At 31.8% G+C, this 23,383-nt stretch carries 28 protein-coding genes; 3 read left to right on the top strand and 25 right to left on the bottom strand.

Going from position 1 to position 23,383, the window contains the following annotated elements:
- On the top strand, window positions 1–182 hold a 182-nt coding region (locus BMY82_RS04090), incomplete at its 5' end, for a transposase (RefSeq protein ID WP_144019710.1).
- A gap of 142 nt (window positions 183–324) precedes the next feature.
- Here BMY82_RS04090 and BMY82_RS04095 read toward each other — a convergent pair.
- Window positions 325–1,281 (bottom strand): transketolase family protein, encoded by a 957-nt coding sequence (locus BMY82_RS04095; protein WP_091974977.1) that lies wholly within the window; start codon window positions 1,279–1,281, stop codon window positions 325–327.
- Window positions 1,282–1,289: 8 nt separating this feature from the next.
- A complete protein-coding gene (locus BMY82_RS04100; RefSeq protein WP_278308734.1) occupies window positions 1,290–2,126 on the bottom strand; it encodes a transketolase in 837 nt (278 codons plus the stop codon).
- A gap of 342 nt (window positions 2,127–2,468) precedes the next feature.
- On the opposite strand from BMY82_RS04100, the gene acpS reads away from it, so the two are divergent.
- On the top strand, window positions 2,469–2,849 hold the full coding sequence (gene acpS / locus BMY82_RS04105; protein WP_091974981.1) for a holo-ACP synthase: 381 nt from the start codon (window positions 2,469–2,471) through the stop codon (window positions 2,847–2,849).
- Between the two features lie 94 nt (window positions 2,850–2,943).
- Here the strand turns inward: acpS and BMY82_RS04110 are convergent, their stop codons facing one another.
- From BMY82_RS04110 to BMY82_RS04185, 16 genes are all read right to left on the bottom strand, one after another.
- On the bottom strand, window positions 2,944–3,216 hold the full coding sequence (locus BMY82_RS04110) for a FoF1 ATP synthase subunit delta/epsilon (RefSeq protein WP_091974983.1): 273 nt from the start codon (window positions 3,214–3,216) through the stop codon (window positions 2,944–2,946).
- The gene (gene atpD, locus BMY82_RS04115) at window positions 3,216–4,616 is read right to left on the bottom strand and encodes a F0F1 ATP synthase subunit beta (RefSeq protein ID WP_091974985.1); all 1,401 of its coding nucleotides are present in this window, start codon (window positions 4,614–4,616) and stop codon (window positions 3,216–3,218) included. The genes BMY82_RS04110 and atpD overlap by 1 nt, the downstream gene beginning before the upstream one ends.
- A gap of 10 nt (window positions 4,617–4,626) precedes the next feature.
- Window positions 4,627–5,616 (bottom strand): ATP synthase F1 subunit gamma, encoded by a 990-nt coding sequence (gene atpG / locus BMY82_RS04120; RefSeq protein ID WP_091974988.1) that lies wholly within the window; start codon window positions 5,614–5,616, stop codon window positions 4,627–4,629.
- A 22-nt stretch (window positions 5,617–5,638) separates the two neighbouring features.
- Complete coding sequence (gene atpA / locus BMY82_RS04125; RefSeq protein WP_091974990.1) at window positions 5,639–7,141, bottom strand: F0F1 ATP synthase subunit alpha; 1,503 nt, start codon at window positions 7,139–7,141, stop codon at window positions 5,639–5,641.
- A 16-nt stretch (window positions 7,142–7,157) separates the two neighbouring features.
- Entirely contained in the window at window positions 7,158–7,700 is a 543-nt protein-coding gene (locus BMY82_RS04130; protein ID WP_091974992.1) for a F0F1 ATP synthase subunit delta, read from the bottom strand.
- Window positions 7,700–8,200, bottom strand: a complete 501-nt coding sequence (gene atpF, locus BMY82_RS04135) for a F0F1 ATP synthase subunit B (RefSeq protein WP_091974994.1) — start codon at window positions 8,198–8,200, stop codon at window positions 7,700–7,702. The genes BMY82_RS04130 and atpF overlap by 1 nt, the downstream gene beginning before the upstream one ends.
- A gap of 45 nt (window positions 8,201–8,245) precedes the next feature.
- Entirely contained in the window at window positions 8,246–8,506 is a 261-nt protein-coding gene (atpE, locus tag BMY82_RS04140) for an ATP synthase F0 subunit C (protein ID WP_091974996.1), read from the bottom strand.
- 72 nt (window positions 8,507–8,578) lie between these two features.
- The gene (gene atpB, locus BMY82_RS04145; RefSeq protein WP_091974998.1) at window positions 8,579–9,286 is read right to left on the bottom strand and encodes a F0F1 ATP synthase subunit A; all 708 of its coding nucleotides are present in this window, start codon (window positions 9,284–9,286) and stop codon (window positions 8,579–8,581) included.
- A 3-nt stretch (window positions 9,287–9,289) separates the two neighbouring features.
- Window positions 9,290–9,679: an ATP synthase subunit I gene (locus tag BMY82_RS04150; protein ID WP_091975000.1), complete on the bottom strand. Its 390-nt coding sequence runs from the start codon at window positions 9,677–9,679 to the stop codon at window positions 9,290–9,292.
- A gap of 4 nt (window positions 9,680–9,683) precedes the next feature.
- Window positions 9,684–9,911: an AtpZ/AtpI family protein gene (locus BMY82_RS04155; RefSeq protein WP_242938908.1), complete on the bottom strand. Its 228-nt coding sequence runs from the start codon at window positions 9,909–9,911 to the stop codon at window positions 9,684–9,686.
- A gap of 325 nt (window positions 9,912–10,236) precedes the next feature.
- Window positions 10,237–10,866, bottom strand: a complete 630-nt coding sequence (gene upp, locus BMY82_RS04160) for a uracil phosphoribosyltransferase (protein ID WP_091975002.1) — start codon at window positions 10,864–10,866, stop codon at window positions 10,237–10,239.
- Between the two features lie 360 nt (window positions 10,867–11,226).
- Window positions 11,227–11,673, bottom strand: a complete 447-nt coding sequence (gene rpiB / locus BMY82_RS04165; protein ID WP_091975004.1) for a ribose 5-phosphate isomerase B — start codon at window positions 11,671–11,673, stop codon at window positions 11,227–11,229.
- Between the two features lie 257 nt (window positions 11,674–11,930).
- Complete coding sequence (locus tag BMY82_RS04170) at window positions 11,931–12,971, bottom strand: L-threonylcarbamoyladenylate synthase (protein WP_091975005.1); 1,041 nt, start codon at window positions 12,969–12,971, stop codon at window positions 11,931–11,933.
- A 134-nt stretch (window positions 12,972–13,105) separates the two neighbouring features.
- Entirely contained in the window at window positions 13,106–14,170 is a 1,065-nt protein-coding gene (gene prfA, locus BMY82_RS04175; RefSeq protein WP_091975007.1) for a peptide chain release factor 1, read from the bottom strand.
- 176 nt (window positions 14,171–14,346) lie between these two features.
- Window positions 14,347–14,682, bottom strand: a complete 336-nt coding sequence (locus BMY82_RS04180; RefSeq protein ID WP_091975009.1) for an AzlD domain-containing protein — start codon at window positions 14,680–14,682, stop codon at window positions 14,347–14,349.
- Window positions 14,675–15,391, bottom strand: coding sequence for an AzlC family ABC transporter permease (locus tag BMY82_RS04185; RefSeq protein WP_091975011.1), 717 nt, complete (start codon window positions 15,389–15,391; stop codon window positions 14,675–14,677). The genes BMY82_RS04180 and BMY82_RS04185 overlap by 8 nt, the downstream gene beginning before the upstream one ends.
- 375 nt (window positions 15,392–15,766) lie before the next feature.
- On the opposite strand from BMY82_RS04185, the gene prmC reads away from it, so the two are divergent.
- Window positions 15,767–16,645: a peptide chain release factor N(5)-glutamine methyltransferase gene (gene prmC / locus BMY82_RS04190; RefSeq protein ID WP_091975013.1), complete on the top strand. Its 879-nt coding sequence runs from the start codon at window positions 15,767–15,769 to the stop codon at window positions 16,643–16,645.
- Between the two features lie 188 nt (window positions 16,646–16,833).
- Here the strand turns inward: prmC and rpmE are convergent, their stop codons facing one another.
- The 7 genes from rpmE to BMY82_RS04220 form a co-directional block, all read right to left on the bottom strand.
- Window positions 16,834–17,034 (bottom strand): 50S ribosomal protein L31, encoded by a 201-nt coding sequence (gene rpmE / locus BMY82_RS04195; protein ID WP_091975015.1) that lies wholly within the window; start codon window positions 17,032–17,034, stop codon window positions 16,834–16,836.
- A gap of 309 nt (window positions 17,035–17,343) precedes the next feature.
- Window positions 17,344–18,978: a transcription termination factor Rho gene (gene rho / locus BMY82_RS04200; protein ID WP_091975017.1), complete on the bottom strand. Its 1,635-nt coding sequence runs from the start codon at window positions 18,976–18,978 to the stop codon at window positions 17,344–17,346.
- A 19-nt stretch (window positions 18,979–18,997) separates the two neighbouring features.
- Window positions 18,998–19,132, bottom strand: coding sequence for a hypothetical protein (locus BMY82_RS09625; RefSeq protein WP_278308733.1), 135 nt, complete (start codon window positions 19,130–19,132; stop codon window positions 18,998–19,000).
- Between the two features lie 102 nt (window positions 19,133–19,234).
- The gene (gene galU / locus BMY82_RS04205) at window positions 19,235–20,122 is read right to left on the bottom strand and encodes a UTP--glucose-1-phosphate uridylyltransferase GalU (RefSeq protein ID WP_180366727.1); all 888 of its coding nucleotides are present in this window, start codon (window positions 20,120–20,122) and stop codon (window positions 19,235–19,237) included.
- Window positions 20,123–20,278: 156 nt separating this feature from the next.
- On the bottom strand, window positions 20,279–21,226 hold the full coding sequence (locus BMY82_RS04210; protein WP_091975020.1) for a Ppx/GppA phosphatase family protein: 948 nt from the start codon (window positions 21,224–21,226) through the stop codon (window positions 20,279–20,281).
- An 11-nt stretch (window positions 21,227–21,237) separates the two neighbouring features.
- Window positions 21,238–21,480 (bottom strand): RNA-binding S4 domain-containing protein, encoded by a 243-nt coding sequence (locus BMY82_RS04215; RefSeq protein WP_091975022.1) that lies wholly within the window; start codon window positions 21,478–21,480, stop codon window positions 21,238–21,240.
- Between the two features lie 655 nt (window positions 21,481–22,135).
- Entirely contained in the window at window positions 22,136–23,383 is a 1,248-nt protein-coding gene (locus BMY82_RS04220; protein WP_091975024.1) for an MFS transporter, read from the bottom strand.

Consider the following 23,383-nt stretch of genomic DNA (forward strand, 5'->3'; position numbering starts at 1 on the left):
TAAAATCACTAAAAAAGAGAATTCATTATGTAATTAACTCAATCAAATATAGCTATACCAATGCAGTAGTAGAAGGTAAAAACAATATGATAAAGGTTTTTAAAAGAGTATCCTTCGGATTTAGAAGCTATAGAAATATGAGAGCCAGAATACTTTTAAGAGAACGATTTGAGATAAAATAGGTAGCATAGAAAGTTATCTATGCTACCTATTAATTAGATTAAATTATATGATATTTTTTCATCAACACTATTTGACAAAGAACCATCTAATTTATTGAAGCCGGTATTTTCATCTATTTATACTATTATATTTTTATAAATACTAATCTATATCTTTATCTTTGTTTTTCAAAGCTAGTATTTTTAATGCCTTTGAACATATATTATCAACAGTAAGCCCGTATTCATTATAAAGTTCTTCTGCTTTTCCAGATACTCCAAATAAATCATTTACACCAATTTTATATACTAGACTAGGACAAGTTTCTGTTACTATTTCAGAGACAGCTGAACCTAAACCACCAATAACGCTATGATCTTCTATTGTTACGATACCCTTGGTATTCCTTGCACAATCTATTATACATTCTTCATCAATTGGCTTTATTGAAGACATATTAATTACTCTTACACTAATATCATCATTCTCAAGTTCTTCTGCTGCTTCTAATGCTAACTTTACCATAGGTCCACATGCAATTAAACTTATATCACTTCCATCTTTTAGTACACTTGATTTTCCCAATTCAAACTTATAGTCCTCTGAATAAATGTCTTCCACATCGTCTCTTACCATTCTCATGTATACTGGTCCTTCTATCTTTGCCATTGTCCTTACCATTTCCCTGGTTTCATTGGCATCTGCTGGAACTAATACTTTCATATTCGGAAGAACCCTCATAATAGCTATATCCTCTATTGATTGGTGAGTACCACCATCTGGTCCAGTCATTAAACCAGCATGCGTAGCACACAGTTTGACATTTAAATTCGCAATACAAACCATGTTTCTAATGATTTCATATGCTCTTCCAGTTTCAAAAACTGCAAAAGAACTTGCAAATACATTTTTACCTGTTGAAGCTAGACCTGATGAAACGCCTAAAAGATTCTGTTCTGCAATTCCCACGTCTACGAAATTTTCTGGGAATACTGCTTTAAAAATATCTGTCTTTGTGGAGGAGGATAAATCAGCATCGACAACTGCTATATTTTGATTTTCCTTTTCTATTTCGACTAAAGTATTTCCAAAAGCTGTTCTCATTGATCCTTTACTCATAATATCACCTATCTTAATTCTTCCATGGCTTTATGATAATCTTCTTCTGCAATTACTTGGCTATGCCACTTGCACTCATCTTCCATGAAAGAAACTCCTTTACCTTTTACTGTATTTGCTATTACTAGCATTGGCTTTGTTGTAACTTTTTCAAATATATTAAATGCTCCAAATATCTGATCAAAATCATGACCATCTATTTCTACCACATACCATCCAAATGCTGTAAACTTCTTACTTATTGAGCCTAAGCTCATTACCTCATCAGTTTTTCCATCTATTTGAAGACCATTCATATCTACTATAGCCATCAAGTTGTCCAGTTTGTACTGAGATGCGAACATAGCCGCTTCCCAAATCATTCCCTCTTGAAGCTCACCATCTCCTAAAAGAGCAAATACGTTATAATTTAAGTCGTCCATTTTTGAAGCTAAAGCCATACCACAAGCTGCAGATAAGCCTTGTCCCAAAGAACCTGTAGACATATCTATCCCATTGACCCTAAGCATATCTGGACTCCCTTGAAGTGGATGATTTATCATTCTAAAGCCACTTAGATCCTCTTCTGTTAAGTATCCCCTTTCACATAGGGTTGCATATATTGCAGGGGAGGAATGTCCTTTAGACATTACAAATCTGTCCCTGTCCTTCATATCTGGCACCTCTGGATCTATATTCATTTTTCCAAAATATAAAGCCGCTAATATATCTACACATGATAATGAACCGCCCGGATGTCCCGAACCGGCACTATATATCATTTTTATCACATTGCGCCTGATGTTTTTTGCCCTTTCAGACAGATTGTTATAATCAACCATTTTAACGTTTTCCTTTCCTTTGATGAACAATCAATTAAGCAATTACAAATCTTATTTGTTAATTTGCATATTAAAACTCATAGTAATTATTCAAAATAATACTCAATTCATATTATAAAATACCTTATATTTATATAAACTCTGCTATCATTATACTATACATTTTTATCATATACAACTCTGTCTATTTTCGAACAGTCTGAATATTCATTAATATTCCCAATAGTATTATATTCTAAATAAATTTTTACTTATTTTTTACTATTATACATATGCTTTATTATAGAGATAAAATATTTTATCTACTTCTTTATTAGGTTGCTATGATATAATTTAAGTATAATAATTAAATTCTGGAGGTTTACTATGATTTATGGAATAGGTACAGATATTATAGAAATAGATAGAATACATAAAGCTTTAGATAGAAATTTAAAACTTCTAGATAAGCTATTTTCAGATAAAGAACTTGAAATATTAAAGAATAAAAAATATAAACCTGAATCTATTGCTGGTAACTTCTGTGCCAAGGAGGCTGTTATGAAGGCTCTAGGCACTGGTTTGAGAGGTTTTCAGCTAAAAGATGTACAAATACTAAGAGATGAGTTAAATAAGCCTTTTGTAGTGCCTCAAGGGAAGTTTCTTGAACTCTGCAAAGAAAAAAATATTGCTGAAATACTGATTTCAATTTCTCATTCTAAAAATTATGCCACAGCTAATGCAATTGCAATTACTAAAGATTTATAATTAAATAACTTTACAGTATAACTAAAAAAGAGCAGAGAAAATCCTCTGCCCTTTTTTATAAATTTATTGTTCTTGCAAATCACATTATTTACTTCTATTCTTCAGAAGAAAGGTCTTTCCAAAGAGCCTTCTCTGTTAATAACACTGTTTCAGTATTATTATCTACTGTTACAAATCCACTACCTATTTCGGCGTCTTTAAATTTACCGGAAATCTTCACTTTCATTTTTCCTTCTTTAATTCCTGCTACTATAGGTACATGCCCCTTTAATATGGCTCTATCTCCAACTGTAGTCTTAAATATTACCATTTCTACTTCTTCTTCAAAGAATATCTTATTAGGAGTTATTACCTTTAGTTTAAACATTAGTTAGCACTTCCTTTCGCCTTTCTAACTGCGTCATCTATAGTACCAACAAATAAGAACGCAGATTCTGGAAGATCGTCATGCTTACCTTCAAGAATTTCTTTGAATCCTCTTATAGATTCTTTTACAGGAACGTATACACCAGGAATACCTGTAAACTGTTCACCTACTGTAAACGGCTGAGACAAGAATCTCTGTATTTTTCTTGCACGAGCAACTATTACCTTATCTTCATCAGATAATTCATCCATACCAAGTATAGCTATAATATCCTGAAGTTCTTTATATCTCTGAAGTATTGACTGTACCCCTCTTGCTACTTCGTAATGTTCTTCACCTACTATATTTGGGTCAAGTACTCTTGAAGTAGATTCAAGTGGGTCAACTGCAGGATAGATACCAAGTGATGATATCTGTCTTGAAAGAACTGTCTTAGCATCAAGATGAGAGAATGTTGTAGCCGGAGCTGGGTCAGTTAAGTCATCTGCCGGTACATAAACAGCCTGTACTGATGTGATTGATCCCTTCTTAGTTGATGTTATTCTTTCCTGTAAAGCACCCATTTCTGTTGCTAGAGTTGGCTGATAACCAACTGCTGATGGCATACGCCCTAGAAGCGCTGAAACTTCTGAACCAGCCTGAGTAAATCTAAATATATTATCTATGAATAATAGAACGTCCTGTCCTTCTTGATCTCTAAAGTGTTCAGCCATTGTAAGACCTGTAAGCGCAACTCTCATTCTTGCACCAGGTGGCTCATTCATCTGTCCAAATACCATGGCAGTCTTCTTTATAACTCCTGACTCTGTCATTTCATTATAAAGGTCATTACCTTCTCTTGTTCTTTCACCAACACCTGAGAATACTGATATACCACCATGCTGCTTTGCTATATTATTTATAAGTTCCTGTATAAGTACGGTCTTACCAACACCGGCACCACCGAATAGACCTATCTTACCACCCTTTAAGTACGGTGCAAGAAGATCGACTACCTTGATACCAGTTTCAAGTATTTCAGCTGTTGTTTCTAATTCATCATACTTTGGAGCTTCTTTGTGTATGGGTGAATAAGCTACACCTTCTGGGACAGGCTTTAAATCTATTGGTTCACCTAGTACATTAAACACTCTTCCCAAAGTTTCATTTCCTACTGGTACAGATATTGGTGCACCTGTATCAACTGCGTCCATTCCTCTAACTAAACCATCAGTTGCACTCATTGCAATACATCTTACTGTATCGTTTCCTATATGCTGAGCAACTTCGGCTACTATAGTCTTATCATCTTTTGTCTTTATCTCTAAAGCATTTAATAAGTTAGGAAGATCTTTTTCATTATCAAACCTAACGTCAAGTACAGCTCCTACGATCTGTACAATCTTTCCTACATTTGCCATTTTTTCCTCCTTACTTTAGGGCTTCGACTCCGGCACTTATCTCAGTTATTTCCTGAGTAACTGCACTTTGTCTTGCTCTATTGTAGCTAAGCTCTAAACTTTGAATCATGTCGTTTGCATTATCAGTAGCTGATTCCATAGCAGTTCTTCTAGCCCCTTGTTCTGAAGCAAAAGATTCAACTATACCACCATTGATAGTTCCTGATATATATGTAGGTATTAAAAATTCAAGAACGCTTTGAGGAGATGGAAGATATTTAACTTTTGCCATCCCAGCTTTTTGGCTTTTCTTGGCAAGTTCTTCGGCTTCCTTCTCTTCTATTAGTCTTCTTTCTTCTCTTGCTTGTAGCATTTCCTCGCTAATAAATACATCCGGGTCATCTTCTTTTAAATCTTCATCATACAACTCCCCACCGTACTCAAGCGGCTTATCAAATACTAATGGCAATACCTTTACAATCTTTGCTTCTTGAGAAAGTGCTGAATGAAACTGTGTGTAAGTAAACAGAACCTCATCCACTTCACCTTTTATAAACATATCCATAAGTTTATTAGTGATTTTTTTTACATCTTCAAACTCATACTTTTCTACTGATTCTATTTTTTCTATTATTTCCACATCCATTTTTGAAAAATGATCACAGGCTTTCTTTCCAATTGGTATTACACAGTCTTCTACAAGGCCCATATACTTCTCTGCTTCTTTAAAAGCATTAGCATTGTATCCTCCTGCCAAACCTCTGTCACCTGCAACCACTATGTGGCATCTTCTTTTCAATTCTCTGCTCTTTAAAAACTCGCTGTTAACGCCCTTTGTATTCATTGATATCTCAACGATTGTTTCATATAAAGTGTTAAAATATGCACTAGATTCTTCGGCTGCCTGCTTAGCACGTCTTAATTTTGAAGACGCAACCAGATGCATGGCATTTGTAATCTGCTTTGTGCTATTTACACTGGCGATACGAGTTTTTATTGCCTTCATACCGGCTCCTGCCATTTACATACCTCCTCTGATTGGATTATGCTTCAGCCTTAAACTTAACTTTGAATTCTTCTATTGCCTTAGTTAACTCTTCGTTAAAATCTTCAGCCTTAAGTATTTTTTGAAGCAATTCAGGATGTACGCTATCTATATAGTCATATAGACCCTTTTCAAAGTCCTTAATCTGATCTATTTCTATATCTGCCAATAAATCATGTATTACTGCAAATATTATAACTACCTGATTTTCAACAGCAACTGGAGAGTGTTCTCCCTGCTTTAATACTTCAACTATTCTCTGACCCTGAGCCAATCTTCTCTTTGTATCTTCATCTAGGTCAGAACCGAACTGAGCAAAGGCTGCAAGTTCTCTATACTGTGAATAAGCAAGCTTTAATGTACCTGCTATTTTCTTCATTGATTTAATCTGTGCAGATCCACCAACTCTTGATACTGATATACCAGGGTCAACGGCTGGTCTTATACCTGAATAGAATAGTTCAGGCTGTAAGTAAATCTGACCATCTGTGATTGATATAACGTTTGTTGGTATATATGCTGATACGTCTCCCGCCTGTGTTTCTATAACAGGAAGTGCAGTCATAGAACCTCCACCTAATTCATCTGATAACTTAGCCGCTCTTTCAAGTAATCTTGAATGAAGATAGAATACATCTCCTGGATAAGCTTCACGACCTGGTGGTCTTCTAAGTAACAATGACATTTCTCTGTATGCAACTGCCTGCTTACTTAAATCATCATATACTATTAATACATGCTTTCCATTATACATAAACTCTTCACCCATTGCAGCACCTGCATATGGAGCAAGATACTGAAGTGGAGCTGATTCAGATGCTGTGGCTGATACTACTATTGTATAGTCCATAGCCCCAAATTTTTCTAATGTAGATACTAACTGAGCAACAGTTGATCTCTTCTGCCCTATAGCTACATATATACATAAAACATCTTTATCCTTTTGGTTAATTATTGTATCCATAAGAATAGATGTCTTACCAGTCTGTCTATCACCTATTACAAGTTCTCTCTGACCTCTACCAATAGGTATCATTGAGTCAATTGACTTTATACCTGTCTGTAGTGGTTCAAATACAGACTTTCTATCCATTATTCCCGGTGCTGGGCTTTCTACCGGTCTTGTTTTATCAGTTTTTATTTCGCCCTTTCCGTCTATTGGCTGACCTAGTGCGTTAACAACTCTACCTAGTAAAGCTTCACCAACTGGAACCTCAACTATTCTTCCAGTTCTCTTAACTACGTCGCCTTCCTTTATACCTATATCTTCACCTAGTATTACGACACCGACTACTTCTTCCTCAAGATTCAGCGCCATACCGTATACGCTACCAGGGAATTCAAGTAATTCACCAGACATTACATTTTCTAATCCATATACGCTGGCAATACCATCCCCTACGCTCAATACGCTACCAGTATCAGTAAGTTTTATCTTATTCTCATAATCTTTAATTTGTGTTTTGATTATGGAACTTATCTCTTCTGGTTTTAAATTCATGGGTTCACCACCATTTCTATGATATTACTTGAGATAGTTTTTCACTCAAATCATCTAACCTTGATTTAACAGTTCCATCTATCTCTTCGTTTCCTATTCTTACAAGGACACCACCAAGAATGTCTTTGTCTATTTCATTAACAAGTTGTACATTTTTATTGTACTTAGCAGAAAGTTTCTTTTCCAACTCTGAAATTTGTTCTCGACTTAGAGGTATAGCTGTGTATACCTTGCCTTCTGCGATATTAAACTTATTGTTCATAAATTGTTTGTACGACTGAACGATAGATGACAATTGAGTAGTTCTGTCATTATCTACTAGTACCATTAAGAAATTTTTAGTGTTTTTCTGAACTTTATCTGCAAATAGCTCATAAACAACTTTTTTCTTTTCATCTCTTCCTATAAAAGGAGATCTAAGTACGTCGTAAAGACTCTTATTTGAACTTATTACTTCATTTAAATCAACTATTTCAGAATATATTTCAGAAGTCTGATTTTCCTCTTCTGCTAATTCGAATAATGCCTGAGCATATCTAATTGCAACCTGACTAATCATTATTTAGCATCTCCTACTTCTTTAATAAATTCATCAATAAGCTCTTCATGTTTAGACTTATCTATATCTTTCTCTATTACCTTAGATGCTGCCAACAATGCTATGCTAGAGATTTCTCCCTTAACATCGTTGTATGCCTGCTGTCTTTCTTTCTCTATGTCAGCAGAAGCCTTAGTTTTGATATTTTCAGCTTCTCGTTTTGCACTAGCAATGATTTCAGAAGATTTTTCTTCAGCTCTTCTCTTTGCCATCTCAACAATCTGCTGACCTTCATCTCTGGCTGCTCCAACCTTTGTTTCATATTCAGATTTGAACTTCAAACCTTCTTCTTTTGCTTTCTTGCCCTGCTCTATATCGCTTTTAATATCAGCTTCTCTTTCATCCATAATTTTCATTACTGGCTTAAAAAGAACCTTCTTTAATATTAAGAATAATACTAAAGTGTTGGCAATAGTTATGAATACTTCAGGTGTCAAGCCTACCAATGGCTTAAATTCCATATTCCTTCCCCCTTTCTAGTATTTTCAAATCAAATAACGATTTGATTACTTTATCCAAGGGTTTACGAATATTAATAATATTGCTATAACTAGACCGTATATTGCTGAAGACTCTGTAACTGCCTGACCTAATATCATAGTAGATACTATATCACTCTTTGCTTCTGGCTGATTACCTACTGCTTCTGCACCCTTACCAGCTGCATACCCCTGTCCTATACCAGCACCTATACCTGTTGCTACGGCTATACCAGCACCTATAGCTGAACCTGCTATTGCTATTCCTAAACTCATTCCTTCTAACATATTATTTTCCTCCTGATTTCATTCAAATTTTATTTTTTAATATTTTTTCTAATCTCTAATAAAGATTTATCCTTATTCGTCTGAGGCTGCGCTGCTGACAAATACCATTGTTAACATTACGAATATAAATGCCTGCAATGTACCTGCAAATAAGTCAAAATACATGTGTAACGGTATCGGAATCAAGAACTGACCTACCGGAACACTCATATGTGGAATCAATGTTGATATATATCCTAAAAGCTGATATACCAACCCCATAATTATGGTTCCTCCAAGTATATTACCGAATGGACGGAAACTTAGTGAAATTGGCCTTGATAACTCCCCTATTATATTAAGTGGAAGCATAAGTGGTGAAGGTTCAATAAACTCTTTAAAGTAACTAATACCTTTAAACTTAACTCCCATAATATAAATCATGAAGAATGTTATAATAGCCCATCCAACTGTTGTGTCCAAGTCTGTAGTTGGCGACTTAAGTGATGATAGTGTAATTAAGTCTGAACAAACAAAGAAGAGCAACAACGTTCCTATATATGAAGTAATCCATGGTACTCTGTCTACAAATTTATTTCCCATTGTTTCTCTTACCAAATTTCTAAGTGAACCTATAGTCCACTCCAAAAAATGTTGTCTCTTACTTGTAGGATACTTCTTTAGTCCTCGTGTCATTATGAGAGCTATAACAATTAATAATAACATTATTATCCATTGTACGATTACAGTCTCACTTAAAGACCACTTTCCCAAGTAAAGAACATATTTGGCTTGATACATAATTTACTCCTCCTTTCTTCTATTTTTTTTTAACACTAAGTTCTGAGCCTTGATTACAAGACTCGTACTTATAAGACCCACTGCTACAGTATATATACTTATGTACTCTGTTACAGCCGCAAATATAAGTATTGCCGCATATAAACTAAGTCTTAAAAGATATCCAAATACTGCACCAACACTAGCCTTTCCTTTATCTTTGTCAACCAGATCGACTACATTTTTAGTAAGCATTAAAAGAGCTATAACAGATATAATACTCCCTGCTAAAAGACCGCCGATCGTGGAAAAAGATGCTTTTCTAATCACAAACAATATCACCAAAACTACAATGTCATATATACCCATACCTATGAGTATCTTCTTGATACTGTTAAGAACTGTAATATCCAAGGCATCACTTCCTTTTCTTAATATATGGTCCTACTGTTCGATATACACTTGTAAAAGCACTCGCTATACCAATTGCAATAAATATCAATGCAAAAATAGGCGACGTGTTTAACCTTCTGTCAAGATATATACCCACAAATAGACATCCAAAAACGCAAATTATTACCATTAACCCTAACTGAGTTAGCAAGGACATGGTCTTAACAACTTCAAACCATTGCTTTCTATTCAAAAGAACCTCTCCAATTTCATTATAAAATAAAAATATACTTTTTCAAACTACATTATATAAATCACATTTTACTATTAATTTTCTAAATTTGCAAATACTTTCTTTATTTTTTAACGAACATTGTATTCAATATTCAATGATTAGTAAAAATTTTTAAGCAATTCAAATTTTGAATCGTCTTATTAATAATTAGCTGCTCAACTTATATTAAGCCTTACCTTTCATAAATCTTAATTAAAAGTTTTTATGAAAAACATTAATTGTAAAATGTAAATAAAATATTTTAGAGGCTGTATGATAATTCATACAACCTCTGCAATTTAACCTACTTAGTACCAAAAAGTCTATCTCCAGCATCTCCTAAACCTGGAATAATATACTTATGGTCATTTAATTTTTCGTCAACTGCAGCGACGTATATATCAACATCTGGATACTTACTATGTACTTCTTCAATTCCTTCTGGGGCAGCTACAAGATTTATCATTCTTATATTCTTAGCGCCCTTTTCTCTTAATAATTCTATTGCTGCTGTTGCTGATCCACCTGTTGCTAACATTGGGTCAACAAGTAAAACTTCTCTTTCACCTATATCCTGAGGTAACTTACAGTAGTATTCTACTGGCTTACAAGTTTCAGGATCTCTATAAAGTCCTATATGTCCAACCTTAGCTGCTGGTATTAGACTTATAAATCCATCAACCATTCCTATACCTGCTCTTAATATTGGAACTATAGCTAACTTTTTACCTGATAGAACCTTTGACTTAGTCTTCATAACTGGTGTTTCAATTTCTATTTCACTTAAAGGCAAGTCCTTTGTTACTTCATAACCCATTAACATTGTTATTTCTGTTAATAACTCTCTAAAATCCTTTGACCCTGTATCCTTCATTCTCATCAATGTCAATTTATGCTGAATTAATGGATGTTCTGTAACTATTACTCTTTTCATAATGCCCTCCTAGTTTGTTCACGTTATTTTATAATATAATTTCTCAATGATTAATTGAATAATATCTTGCATTTAAATGTCTCAGTTATTATAATTCTTTTTGTAATATTATTCAATAGTATTTTCCTAATTTTTTTCTAATTTTTTTCTAATTTTTTTCTTAGATATTTATCTTATATTTTAGTAGATATTTACAATATTTTAATTTTACTTTCGACAAACATTTGCATTTGTTACTTTTCTTAATATTTATTATTAAAGTAATCAAAATTCTTATTAATTTTATTTTAAGTATTTCAAATTATTTCTACACTTTTAACTTTATTAAATGAAGTACCTATACCTACTATTTATAGTCTACTATAAACTTTCTGATTCTATTTCCATCATCTTATCTATTCTTCTTTGGTGTCTTCCACCTTCAAATTCTGAATTAAGATATGCATCTACTATATCAAGTCCAAGTCCTATACCTGTAACTCTTTCACCTAATGCTATCATGTTTGCATCATTGTGTGCCTTTGTCATTCTTGCTGAGAAAGTATCCCCAACTGTAGCACATCTAATTCCCTTTACCTTATTAGCAGATATTCCTATACCAATTCCAGTTCCACAAACAAGGACTCCACAATCGGCTTCTCCATTTGCAACTGCCATAGCAGCCTTCTTAGCATAATCTGGATAATCTACAGAATCTGTAGAGTATGTTCCGAAGTCTTCTACTTCGTAATTATTTTCTTCAAGATGCTTTTTAATAGCATTCTTTAAATTTAGACCTCCATGGTCACATCCTAATGCAATTTTCATACAATAGTCCCTCCAATTATAATATATTATCTTTAAAACATTAATTCAACCTTAATTATTTTTATACTTTCACTTGTTTTTTATAAGCGTACAGCAAGAAAACACTTAAGATTATTATCTTATGTTTTTCACAAATTAAACTCTGTCCACAATGTACAGATTGTATCTTAGATTTTACATAAAAAGATATAATTATTAAAATAAATCTACTTCTGTTTATGTTTAGCTAATAAAAATCATTGTTTTATAAAATAAATCTAAGCTTCTATTATTCGGTAGGCAGCGGACTTTTTAAGTCTATTCATAATGGCAACACCTACTCCTTTTTCCTCAAAGTTTTCTGCATATGCAATATCTATTCCCATATTATCTAAATTTATAAGCTCATCAAAAAGTTTGTGAGCAGCTTCCTCATAACTTTCTCCCAAGTCAAATGTCTTGGCATTGTATCTTGAGGAATTATGTTTCATGCATAATACTCCAGTTTTAAGTCCTTTTTGGGAATTTTCTTCTATTAATTCATTTATCTTCTTTATTCTTTTTTCATTTTCTCCTACAACTATATAAACTTCCGCATTTGGCGAATAGTGCTTATACTTCATTCCAGGAGCCTTTGCCTTTCTATTATCATCTTTATTCATTATAGATGGGTCTATTTCCACTTTGCCTAAGACTTCTCTTAGCATTTCCAATGTAATACAACCTGGTCTAAGTACCAAAGGACACTCTCCAGACAAGTCAATAATTGTAGATTCGACACCATAATTGCAATCTTCACCTACCAGTATAGCATCTACTCTTCCTTCCATATCATTAATAATATGTTCTGCCTTTGTAGGCGAAGGTTTACCCGATATATTAGCAGATGGTGCAGCAATAGGAACTTTTGATGCTCTTATTAATTTTCTTGCAATCTCGTCTGATGGCATTCTTATAGCAACAGTATTTAAACCACCACTTGTCCTATCAGGTATAATCTCTTTTTTATTAAATACTATCGTTAAAGGACCTGGCCAAAATTTGTCTATAAGAACTTTTGCCCTTTCATCAACATCCTCTACAAGAGCATCAAGGTCTTCTTTATCAGATATATGTACCAATAGTGGATTGTCACTTGGTCTTCCTTTTGCTTCATATATTTTGGCCGCTGCATCTTCATCTAGTGCATTAGCACCTAGACCGTACACTGTTTCAGTTGGAAAAATAACAGTTTTTCCATCAGCCAACATCTTTCCAAATTCTTCTATAATGTCCATATCAATATTTTTAGGATCTATAGTTTTTATTATTGTCTCCATATCTGTGGCAGTTTTTATAGGCTGCCAACCTCCTTTCGAATAAACAGTTATATATGAACACCAATCCATATGTTTTTACAAAAAGAACTCTGGCTTATTGGCCAGAGCTCTTAGAAAACTACTTTAACAACAAATTAAAGTGATGACATCTTTTCTGTCTGGTCAACTGTAATCAACGCATCTATCATCTCGTCTAAATCACCGTCTAAGAATGAATCTAACTTGTATAATGTTAAGTTTATTCTATGATCACTTACTCTACCCTGTGGGAAATTATAAGTTCTTATTCTTTCTGACCTATCTCCTGTACCTACCTGACTCTTTCTTTCTGCCGCAATTCCCTTTTGCTGTTCAGCCATTGCCTTATCATATAATCTCGCCTTTAGAACCTTCATAGCTTTTTCCTTATTTTTAAGCTGTGACTTTTCATCCTGACATGATACCACTTCTCCTGTTGGTATATGAGTAAGTCTTACTGCTGAATCTGTTGTATTAACACACTGACCACCATTGCCTGAGGCTCTAAAAACATCAACTCTTATATCTTCTGGATTTACCTGAATTTCAACGTCTTCAACTTCTGGTAGAACAGCTACTGTAGCTGTTGATGTATGTATTCTACCTCCTGATTCAGTTGTTGGTATTCTCTGAACTCTATGTACTCCTGATTCGTACTTCAATCTTGAATAAGCGCCCTTACCCTTTATCATAAATGAAACTTCCTTATATCCGCCGACTCCTGTTTCATTTGAACTCATCATAGAAGTCTTCCAGTTTCTTCTTTCTGCATATCTACTGTACATTCTCAATAGATCTCCTGCAAATAGTGCAGCTTCATCACCACCTGCACCACCTCTAATTTCAACTATAACATTCTTTTCATCATTAGGGTCCTTTGGAACTAAAAGAATCTTTAATTCCTCTTCTATTTGAGATATCTGAGATTCAGCTTCAGACAATTCCATCTTAGCTAATTCTCTTAAATCCTCATCACTTTCATTTTCAAGAATTTCCTTTGATTCATTTATCACATTACTTACATCTCTATACTCTCTATATTTCATAACAATTGGCTCAAGTTCAGAGTTTTCCTTCATAAGTTTTTGCCAAGTTGGCTGATCACTTATTATTTCTGGATCTGCAACTTTTTCACTTAGCTCTTTGTATTTATCTTCCAAAACATTTAGCTTATTTAGCATTTATTTCCACCTTCCTGTATTTATAAATATCTGATAATTGCAATTTGCATCTGCAATACTACTATTCGTTCTTAAACATAATCAATTTTATATTATAACATATATTCACCTTTTCAACAAGCATTGTTAACAAAACTAAAAAATTATAAGATAAAGTTATTTATTTTCTGTGTTTTCTAGATTTTACCTGTTAAAAACATTGATATAAGTATTATTATTCCTCCAGAAATAACTGAAACACCTATATTTCTAAATTTAACTGAAATAGCTATTATCAATAAAGCTGGCAATAGCCTTATATTTTCTAAAGACAGAAACATTCTTCCATCTTTAAAAAATACATCTTTAACTGTAAGAGCTACAAATACACCAATAGGTATATACTTTATAAATCTCTCAAACTCCTTTGATGTACCTTTTTCTCCAAGCAATGCAAAGGGAATGTATCTCATCAAGTACATTCCTATAAAAGAAAGAAATATTATCCCCAATTTAAGAAATGTACTACTCATTTACTTCACCTCTTTTCCCTTCACTTTTCTTGTCAATAAAATAACCTATAGTTGCAACAATAAGAGCAATTATTATAAGATCCAATCCGCCCTGATATATATTTAAAACAATCAGTGACACTATAAGCGATACTATAACCATAAAAAAGTCGGTTTTGCTACTTACTTGAAGAACTGTCAAAACAATAAACATACTAGACATCATAAAAAAGCCTAAATCTAGTGGAATATCTATTATTTGTCCAAAGATTGCTCCCAGACCATTTCCTATTACACCGTATAGACAAGCAAATAAACTTAGATAAAGGGCTGTATCTCCATCCCATTCCTTATCACTGTTAAATGCTATCTTATTTACTGCAAATGTTTCATCTGTAATAAACTGAGCAAATAACATTTTTTTCTTTCCCTCTAAATCCTTTGTATCACTCAATAGTGATGAGCTATACATAATATTTCTTAGATTAGTAATCAGTATTGTGGCTACAAGATATATTGAAATCTGAGGATTTATACCTGCTGATAACATATTAGCCGTAATAAAAACTGAACTTCCAGAAAAAATAAGTATAGACATTAATAGTATTTCAATAACATTAAATCCTACCTTCTGCACCATAGCACCAGCCATAAAACCTAAAGATATGTAACCAAATGCAATCGGCAAAGAAGTTTTAAAAGCCTTTAAAATCTTTTTTCTTTTCTCCATAACTCTCCTCAATAATACAAATAATTAAACTCTACAACCCTCTTTTAGCACACTAAAATTTAGCATTTCCTGCAAGCTATGTTTATTATTTTTTCTTTGTATAGACTTTTTTAAAATCTCTTACACTTTTGATTTTTCTTGTCTCATCTTCTAATAAAGAAAATGAATTTTTTATTCATCATTCTCTATTCTATTATACTCTCTTTTTATATGTTTTGTCTTTTCTTTCAAAAAATATATTGTGATTTTTTGATATAGTAGTTCTAATGAAGCCTAGATATGTTATACTCTTTAAGTAATTAATATTTAAAACTAATGTATGTTTACTTATATTTCAAAATAAATTAGATATGCAAATATATAAAGGAGAATAAAATGAAAAAAATAAGAGAAATAATCGCTGAATATACTGAAAAATTAATGCCTTACAGCCAATCTGCTAGACTCGATGTTGAGATACTACTTTCTTATGTATTAAATATTGAAGATAAGATTAAACTTATGCTAAATTATGACAAAGCTGTTGACGAAAAATCCTTCAAGGAATTTGAATCACTGTTTAACAAAAGATTAAATAAAATGCCTATTGCATATATTATAAATAAAAAAGAATTTATGGGTATTGAATTTTACGTAGATGAAAATGTTTTAATTCCTAGACCTGATACAGAAGTAATAGTCGAAGAATTAATTTCTAAAATGAATTCCTTGTCAGATAAGAAAAACATAAAAATATTAGATATGTGTGTTGGTTCAGGTGCAATTATTTTAAGCAGTGCTCTTCTTGCAGAAAATGCTGATAGCTTTCAACTTTTTGGAGTAGATATATCCAAAGGAGCTCTTAAAGTATGCAAGAAAAATGCTGAAAATCTAAATGTAAAAAATATACAACTTATAGAAAGCAATCTTTTTGAATCAACTCAACTAGAAACTTTAAAAGGACAGGTTGATATTATTGTTTCTAACCCACCTTATATTGAAGAAAAAATTATAGCTAGTTTAAATTCTGATGTAAAAGATTATGAACCCTTTATTGCTCTTTCTGGCGGTGAAAGTGGCATGGATTTTTATAATAATATTATTGAGGATTCTAGAGAATTTCTTAAAGATGGTGGAATGCTAATATTTGAATCTGGTCATGATCAAGCAAATAAAATTGCAGATAAAATGATTTCTTCTGGATTTGAAAATATTTATACAAAAAAAGATATTCAAGGTTTTGAAAGAATGATTGCAGCTAGTTTTAAGAAATAATTTCCATGTAATAACTATAAAAAAAATTTTATATAAAAGTAAGAAGCCGAGTAGAAATAATCTACTCGGCTATATTTTTATTCTATTAACTTTTTAGAAAGTGAAATAATATAAAATAGCGTACACTTTGGCACGCTATCTTTAAGTAATATGTAAATTCGAATTCAAATATTAATTTACACGAAATATTATTCCATGTTGAATCTCTTCTTAAACTTATCGATTCTACCACCCTTTTCGATATTCTTCTGCTTACCAGTGTAGAATGGGTGACATTCTGAACATATTTCTACTCTTATTTCATCACTAGTTGAACCTGCCATAAATGTGTTTCCACATGCGCAACGTACTTCAACTTCCTTGTAGTTTGGCTGTATATCCTTCTGCATTATTGATTCACCTCGCTTTTAAAATATTTCTTTTTCGGATTTCTAAGAAAACCGCTTAAATTCAACTCCCTTATTATAACATAATAATAAAGTGAATTCAACATCTTTGTCCATAGTATTATAATTTTTTTCTTTTTTTATTGACATTTATATAAATGGTTTTTATATAAATTATTTTCTTTACTATATATGTTTTTTAATTTAAATAAAAAGTTATACAGCTTCTTTTATTATATTATTAAAAAAAGAAGCTGTATTTTTTGTTTTATTATTTTCGAATATTTAATTTGATATTCTTTATTTTGATTTTTATATGAAATCGAGACTATTTATAAGCTCTATAAAGTCTCTATTGCTATCTGTCTTCTTCATCTCTTCTATTACCTTATCCGCAGCAATCTGAGTACTATCATCACTTACCATTCTTCTAAGTTTGTAAAGTACTTCCATTTCAGATTCACTTAATAAAAGATCTTCTCTTCTAGTTCCAGATTTGTATACATCTATTGCAGGGAATATTCTCTTTTCTGCAAGCTTTTTATCAAGATGAAGTTCCATATTACCAGTTCCCTTGAACTCTTCAAATATTACATCATCCATTCTTGATCCTGTATCTACTAAAGCTGTTCCCAATATTGTAAGCGAACCACCGTTTCTTATATTTCTAGCAGCACCAAAGAATTTTTTAGGACCATGAAGAGCTCCTGGATCAATACCACCAGATAAAGTTCTTCCTGTAGGGCTAATTGTTAGATTATAAGCTCTAGCTAATCTTGTAATACTGTCTAGTAATATCACTACATCCTGTCCATGTTCAACAAGTCTTTGTGCTCTATTCAGAACCATTTCCGCAACTTTTACATGGTGTGATGCAACCTGATCAAATGTTGAGTATATAACTTCACCATCTATTGATTCCTTCATATCTGTTACTTCTTCCGGTCTTTCGTCAATAAGAAGAACTATCAATTTTATATTAGGGTGATTTACTGAGATACTATTTGCAACTTTTTTTAATAATACAGTTTTACCAACCTTTGGTGGAGCTACTATCAAGCCTCTTTGACCCTTTCCTATTGGAGAAAATAGATCTATTATTCTTGTAGATATTGTTTCTGCATCTGTTTCCAAAACAAGTTTTTCATCTGGATATATAGGTACAAGATGTTCAAATGGTTTTCTGCTTCTACCTGTAGAAGGATGATCTCCATTTATGTAGTATATATACATTAAGCCCTTGAACTTTTCATTTGGATTCTCTGGCTTTGTAACACCTGTAACAAAATCCCCTGTCTTCAAACCAAATTTTCTTATCTGGTTTGGTGAAACATATACGTCATTTTCTGTTGAAAGATAATTTGTTCCTCTTAAAAAACCAAATCCATCTGGAAGAATTTCAAGAACACCTTCAGCCTTATTTTCCTCTGTCATTTCTGGTGGTGTTGAAAAGAAAGCATCAGTTATCTTTCTATCTATATTATTACTACTAAAACCCTTATACTCTCCTTGATTATTTTCATTACCTGAATTAGACTTATATCTATTTGAACTACTTACTCTTTGTTCCACTTGTTTAAACACATTATTACTGTTAAAGTCATTTCTTCTGTTGTTCTTGTTTTCATTAGAATCGTACTTTCTACTGTTTTCTTCTGTTTCTTCTGTTTCTTCTGTTTCTTCTGTTTCTTCTGTTCCTTCTCTATAATCTATATTCTTTTCCTTTAATTCATTTTCTTTACAATCATTATCATCATCAATATTTAATTTTTCTTTTAATTCCATTAAGCCTTGTTTGTCATTATCCAATTTTTCCATTATTTTATCTAAAAGCTCTGCCTTCTTATAGGTCGTCACAGATTTTACTCCAAGATCCTTTCCTACGACCCTTAACTCTATTATACTTTCCTTCTTAAGAAGGTCATATATTTTTTCTATCACACTCATTTTTTCACCTCCTGTGAAATTATCTCATACTTAAAAGCACGCTTATCGCAAACGCAACACTGGATATCGCAAACACTAACGCAAAGCCTACTGCAATCACTTTATACAACATTTTTGATTTCTTTTTTTCTGCCTTCATGTTACTACCTCTCACTTTTTCTTAAATCTTTTTTTCATTTTTATAACTAGCCAAACAGCTATCTAAAAACAAAACTTCGCCACTAGTTCTGTATATTCTTTTTAAAGATTTTAAACTTTACTTTTTTGCATTTTCTTTAGATACTTTAGTTATATATTCTAAAAAATCATCTCTTAAATCCGGTCTCTTTAATGCAAAGTCCACTGTAGCCTGTAAAAATCCATGCTTATCTCCTAAGTCGTATCTTTTCCCTTCAAATACATAAGCATACATATCTCTTTTTTCACTTAGTTCTTCAAGAGCATCTGTCAGTTGAATTTCACTATTTTTTCCTGGAGGAAGCTCACTAAGAATATCAAATATCTCTGGAGTTATAATATATCTTCCTAATATCGCAACGTTTGATGGTGCCTTTTCTGGATCTGGCTTTTCAACTAAATCTTTAACCTTATAAACATCATCTGCTACCTTACTTCCATTTACTATACCATACTTATCGGTATCTTCCTTTGCCACTTCTTGAACACCCAATATTGTAGTTTCATACTTTTCATAAGCATCTATAAGCTGCTTTAAACATGGTTTTCCACCTTCATTATCTACAATATCATCACCTAGCATTACAGCAAATGGTTCGTCACCTATAAAGTATCTTGCACAATATATAGCATCTCCTAATCCCTTAGGTTCTTTTTGTCTAATATAGTGTATATTAACCATATTTGAAATATTTCTTACTATTTCAAGTAGTTCTGTCTTACCCTTGTTTTCCAGTTCAAGTTCTAGTTCCACAGACTTGTCAAAATGGTCTTCAATAGACTTTTTATTTCTTCCTGTTATAATTAGAATTTCTTCAACACCTGAAGCTACTGCTTCTTCTATTATGTATTGTAAAGTTGGCTTATCCACTATAGGTAACATTTCCTTTGGTTGTGCCTTTGTTGCTGGTAAAAATCTTGTTCCTAATCCAGCTGCTGGTATAACTGCTTTTTTAACTGTTTTCATCAATTAACTCAACCTCCTCTTATTTTTATTTTATATTATATGAATTTTGGCATCTCTTATTTTTCGCACGGCTTTTCCATTTATTAAAAAAGAAAAATAATACTAAGAAAATAATGCTTATTATTTTACTTAATATATTACTTATCATCCTTATTTTTACTTATTTAATTTTGACATATCTTCTAAAATTATGCCTTCAAGATTGTCAAATTCGCTGATCTGTATTCTATCCAAAGACAGATTATCCATTACTGATTTTAATATTAGTTCACCTGATAATATGATTTCTGCTCTCTTAGCTTGTAGGCCTTTTATATGCCTTCTCTCATCAAGGTTCATCCTAGAAATTTTTTCTATCTGTGTATTTAATTCATCAAAACTAACAAAGCTGGCATGAATCTTTTCCATTGAGTAGGACTCTAGTTTCTGATTTATTGCAGAAACCGATGTTATTGTTCCACCTATACCCAAAAATCTAAATCCATCTTTCACTTTATATGAATCACATACTTCTTTTAAATCTTTTATTACTGATGATACTTCACCATTTATAAATTTATTAAGTTTTACAAGTTCTTCATTACTCTCAGGCATTGAGCTAATAAATCTATCTGTTGTTGACAAAGCTCCTAAATTGATGCTTCTTCGGTATAATATTTCTTTTGAGTTTCCAAATACAAACTCCGTTGAACCTCCTCCTATGTCTAGTATTAATACATAGTCATCGGCTATACTTATACCACCAGTTACACCCTTATATCCAAGATAAGCTTCTCTTTCTCCAGATATAATCTCTACCTTTATTCCTATTTCTTCTTTCGCCCTTTTTACAAACTCTACACCATTTTTAGAATTTCTTAAAGCAGCGGTTCCAATACAAAATATCTTTTCACATCCAAACTCCTTGCACTTTTGAGAAAATAGTTTAAGAGCTTCTATATTTAAATCCAAATACTCTCTGCTTATAAATCCATTTTCATCTATTCCATGCCCTAATCTAGTTGTATTTATAAACTTCTCTCTATTTAAGAGTACACCGCCTTCTTCTTCAGCTAATAAAAGTCTCATAGAGTTTGTTCCTATATCTATAGCACCGTATTTCATAAGCACTACTCCTATTGAACACTTTCATAAAGCTCTTTTGCTTCATTCTTTAATACATGCTCTTTTATATCTGTTATTCTATATTTTACTGTTTTTTCTCCAAAAGTTAAGCTTAAGATATCTCCTACCTTAACCTCAGAAGAAGATTTTGCAACCTTATCATTTATCTGTACTAACCCCTTTTCACAGGCTTCCTTAGCTACAGTTCTCCTTTTTATAATCCTTGATACTTTTAAATATTTATCTAGTCTCATAACATCTCCTTTAATCAAATTTGTAATAAATATACTATATTATAGTATATCATATTGTCTTTTAAAAAATATGTTTTCCAACTCGATTATATAAAACTTTTTATTTTTTACTTACATATCCTTAAATTTTATATCATAAATAATCGAGATGAAGTTTGCTTTAACCATATTTTAAAACTTTGAATTACTATTTAAAATTTTCAATACTAAAATAATTCTTTTTATTAGTTTTTTCGAATATACAATGCCACTTTATTTTATTTCAATAAAATAGTGTTTATGCTTATTTTCGATTTTTTACTTTCGTATATTTATGATTTAATTAAATATTAATATTGTATTAATCATTATATATGAAAATTCTTTACTTAGTCTAAATAAAAAACAGAATCTCTTTTTATAAAAGAAAAACAAGAAAATATTTTTTCTATAATTATATATTGTAATCAAATTCTTTTTTCATATCATAAAAACTATTTTTAATAGTATTCCCTTTCTATTTTCTCCTTCTAATCGCAATATCTAATTGTAAATTCTGCAAAATTAAAAATAATAAATATTCTTATTTAGCTTTGCTTAAATATACTAGCTATATATTTAAAATTTTTCATAAAAAAATATACTCTAAAATGAGTATATTTTTTTATCTATCTTTCTAATTTTTTATTTTATCTGCTTTTATCATAAGGTAGCCTCCTATTAGGAATAGTACTACTAAACTCAAAACACCATTTTTAACTTCTCCTGTTATTTGAGTTATTACTCCTACCATAAAAGGTCCCATTATTGCAGCAAATTTACCAAATATATTATAGAAACCAAAAAATTCATTTGAATTCTCTTTTGGTACTATTTTAGCAAAATATGATCTACTAAGAGCTTGAATTCCTCCCTGTGCTGTACCTACTAAAATAGCTAATATCCAAAATTGAGTAACATTTTCTAAGAAAAACGCAAATATTGATATTCCTATATATGTAGCTATTCCAAAGAGTATCATTTTTTTTGCACCTAGCCTATCACTTAACTTTCCATATATTATTGCAAATGGAAATGCTATAAACTGAGTTAATAAAAGTATTATTAAAAGACTAGTTGAACCTATTCCAAGTGCTGTTCCAAAGCTTGTAGCCATTCTTATAATTGTATCTACTCCATCAATATAGAAGAAGTATGCACATAGAAACAAAAATGCCTTTTTATTACTTTTAACTTTTTTAAAGCTATTTATTACTCTTTTAAATATTTTTTTTATTTCTATCTTTTCATATTTTTTACCATGTATCTGCTCTACATTTCTCAACATTGGCAAAGTAAATATAAACCACCAAGCCGCTGTTATTATAAATGATATTCTAGCTGCTGTTACAGAACTTATCGCTATTATATTTTTTTGAGAAAGCATTACCAGTAACATACACAATATAAATGGTATTGTACTTCCTATATATCCAAGTGCATATCCCCAAGAGGATACCTTGTCCATTTTTTCTTCTTCACAAATATCTGTTATAAATGAGTCATAAAATACATTTCCTAAAGAAAATCCTATCATGCTTATAACAAATGTAAACATTAGCATCATCCAATTACCATATGGTACAAAAGATAGTAGGGCTGTAAATAAAATTCCCATCATTGAAAATATAGTGAAAAACTTCTTTTTCAGTCCTCTATAATCTGCCATTCCCCCCATTATTGGAGAAAGTATTGCTATAATTGTAGAAGCGAATGCATTTGTATAGCCCCAGTATGAAGTTGCTAAATCTTTTGATATTCCTGAATCTCCTACCATAGATGTAAAATATATTGGCAATATAGTAGACATTACTGTCATAGCAAATGCAGAGTTTGCCCAGTCATACATTATCCAACTAATCTCTTTTTTATTAAATTTTTTCAC

The sequence above is a fragment of the Peptostreptococcus russellii genome (assembly GCF_900110295.1).
Classification (GTDB): Bacteria; Bacillota; Clostridia; order Peptostreptococcales; family Peptostreptococcaceae; genus Peptostreptococcus; species Peptostreptococcus russellii_A.

Coding starts and splice junctions, on each gene's coding strand:
- BMY82_RS04095 (WP_091974977.1), bottom strand. CDS start 1,281: ATGAGTAAAGGATCAATGAGAACAGCTTTTGGAAATACTTTAGTCGAA.
- acpS (WP_091974981.1), top strand. CDS start 2,469: ATGATTTATGGAATAGGTACAGATATTATAGAAATAGATAGAATACAT.
- BMY82_RS04110 (WP_091974983.1), bottom strand. CDS start 3,216: ATGTTTAAACTAAAGGTAATAACTCCTAATAAGATATTCTTTGAAGAA.
- atpD (WP_091974985.1), bottom strand. CDS start 4,616: ATGGCAAATGTAGGAAAGATTGTACAGATCGTAGGAGCTGTACTTGAC.
- atpG (WP_091974988.1), bottom strand. CDS start 5,616: ATGGCAGGAGCCGGTATGAAGGCAATAAAAACTCGTATCGCCAGTGTA.
- atpA (WP_091974990.1), bottom strand. CDS start 7,141: ATGAATTTAAAACCAGAAGAGATAAGTTCCATAATCAAAACACAAATT.
- BMY82_RS04130 (WP_091974992.1), bottom strand. CDS start 7,700: ATGATTAGTCAGGTTGCAATTAGATATGCTCAGGCATTATTCGAATTA.
- atpF (WP_091974994.1), bottom strand. CDS start 8,200: ATGGAATTTAAGCCATTGGTAGGCTTGACACCTGAAGTATTCATAACT.
- atpE (WP_091974996.1), bottom strand. CDS start 8,506: ATGTTAGAAGGAATGAGTTTAGGAATAGCAATAGCAGGTTCAGCTATA.
- atpB (WP_091974998.1), bottom strand. CDS start 9,286: ATGTATCAAGCCAAATATGTTCTTTACTTGGGAAAGTGGTCTTTAAGT.
- upp (WP_091975002.1), bottom strand. CDS start 10,866: ATGAAAAGAGTAATAGTTACAGAACATCCATTAATTCAGCATAAATTG.
- rpiB (WP_091975004.1), bottom strand. CDS start 11,673: ATGAAAATTGCATTAGGATGTGACCATGGAGGTCTAAATTTAAAGAAT.
- BMY82_RS04170 (WP_091975005.1), bottom strand. CDS start 12,971: ATGGAGACAATAATAAAAACTATAGATCCTAAAAATATTGATATGGAC.
- prfA (WP_091975007.1), bottom strand. CDS start 14,170: ATGCTAAATAAGCTAAATGTTTTGGAAGATAAATACAAAGAGCTAAGT.
- BMY82_RS04180 (WP_091975009.1), bottom strand. CDS start 14,682: ATGAGTAGTACATTTCTTAAATTGGGGATAATATTTCTTTCTTTTATA.
- BMY82_RS04185 (WP_091975011.1), bottom strand. CDS start 15,391: ATGGAGAAAAGAAAAAAGATTTTAAAGGCTTTTAAAACTTCTTTGCCG.
- prmC (WP_091975013.1), top strand. CDS start 15,767: ATGAAAAAAATAAGAGAAATAATCGCTGAATATACTGAAAAATTAATG.
- rpmE (WP_091975015.1), bottom strand. CDS start 17,034: ATGCAGAAGGATATACAGCCAAACTACAAGGAAGTTGAAGTACGTTGC.
- rho (WP_091975017.1), bottom strand. CDS start 18,978: ATGAGTGTGATAGAAAAAATATATGACCTTCTTAAGAAGGAAAGTATA.
- galU (WP_180366727.1), bottom strand. CDS start 20,122: ATGAAAACAGTTAAAAAAGCAGTTATACCAGCAGCTGGATTAGGAACA.
- BMY82_RS04210 (WP_091975020.1), bottom strand. CDS start 21,226: ATGAAATACGGTGCTATAGATATAGGAACAAACTCTATGAGACTTTTA.
- BMY82_RS04215 (WP_091975022.1), bottom strand. CDS start 21,480: ATGAGACTAGATAAATATTTAAAAGTATCAAGGATTATAAAAAGGAGA.